Source organism: Micromonospora sp. NPDC049799, assembly GCF_040656655.1.
Classification (GTDB): Bacteria; Actinomycetota; Actinomycetes; order Mycobacteriales; family Micromonosporaceae; genus Micromonospora.
Genome location: NZ_JBFAMU010000858.1, coordinates 1 through 1,290 on the forward strand (window position 1 = coordinate 1; position 1,290 = coordinate 1,290).

Below are 1,290 nucleotides of genomic sequence, written 5' to 3' on the forward strand. Positions count from 1 at the left end.
GCGGGAGCGGGCCTGGGACGGCGCCGCCCGCACCGTGGCGGCCGCCCTCGACGGCGGTGCCCGCGCGGTCGCGTTCGCCACGATCGGCGACCCGAACGTTTACTCGACCTTCTCCTACCTCGCCCAGAGCGTCCGCACCCTGCGGCCCGACGTGGTGGTCGGCACGGTTCCCGGCGTCACCGCCATGCAGGACCTCGCCGCCCGCAGCGGGTTGCCGCTCTGCGAGGGGCGGGAACCGCTGACCCTGCTGCCGGCCACCGCCGGGCTGGCGCCGGTCGCCGACGCGCTCGCCGGCCCCGGCACCGTCGTGGTCTACAAGGGCTGGCGCCGCCACGCCGACCTGGTGGGTGCGCTGCGGCGGGCGGGTCGCCTGGACGACGCCGTGCTGGGGCGCAGCCTCGGCCTGCCCGACGAGCGGATCGGCCCGTACGACGCGACCGCCGACGACCTGCCGTACCTGTCGACGCTGCTCGTCCCGGCCCGCCGGGACCACCGGGGAGGACACCTGTGACCACCGGCAAGGTGTGGTTCGTCGGCGCTGGCCCCGGCGCGGCGGACCTGTTGACGCTGCGGGCGGCGCGGGTGATCGCCGCCGCCGACGTGGTGGTGTGGGCGGCGAGCCTCGTCCACGCCGACGTGCTCACCCACGCCCGCGCCGACGCCGAGGTCGTCGACTCGTCGCGGCTGCCCGTCGAGGGGCTGCTGCCGCTCTACCGGCGTGCCGCCGCCGGGGGGCTGACCGTGGCCCGGGTCCACTCCGGAGACCCGGCGCTGTGGGGCGCGGTGCAGGAACAGCTCGACCTGTGCCGCGCGCTCGGTCTCGACACCGAGATCGTGCCCGGGGTCTCCTCGTTCACCGCCGCCGCCGCGCTCGTCGGCCGGGAGCTGACCATCCCCGAGGTCGCCCAGTCGGTGATCCTCACGCGCCTGGAGGGCGGGAAGACGCCGATGCCGCCCGGGGAGCGGGTCCGGGAGTTCGCCCGGCACGGCACCACCATGGCGCTGTTCCTCTCCGCCGCCCGGTCCGGCCAGGCCCAGGTCGAGCTGCTGGCCGGCGGCTACCCGCCGGACACCCCGGTCGTCGTCGCGTACCGGGCGACCTGGCCGGACGAGCTGGTGGTGCGCTGCACCCTCGGCGAGCTGGAGGCGACCGTCAAGGAGCACCGGCTGTGGAAGCACACCCTGTTCCTGGTCGTGGTCTCGAACGCCCGGTCGGCGTCGAGCGACACGCAGGCGGTGAGTTCGTACTCCGGGAAGCGGTCACCGACAGTGAGCACAGGTCCTCCTTGA

General features: G+C 75.6%; 2 protein-coding genes. Both read left to right on the plus strand.

Annotation, left to right across the window (positions count from 1 at the left end):
* Positions 1-511, plus strand: a 511-nt coding sequence (locus AB0I76_RS30130; protein WP_357042598.1) for an SAM-dependent methyltransferase, incomplete at its 5' end; no start/stop codon positions are given.
* On the plus strand, positions 508-1,290 hold the full coding sequence (cobM, locus tag AB0I76_RS30135; protein ID WP_357042601.1) for a precorrin-4 C(11)-methyltransferase: 783 nt from the start codon (positions 508-510) through the stop codon (positions 1,288-1,290). The genes AB0I76_RS30130 and cobM, both read left to right, overlap by 4 nt.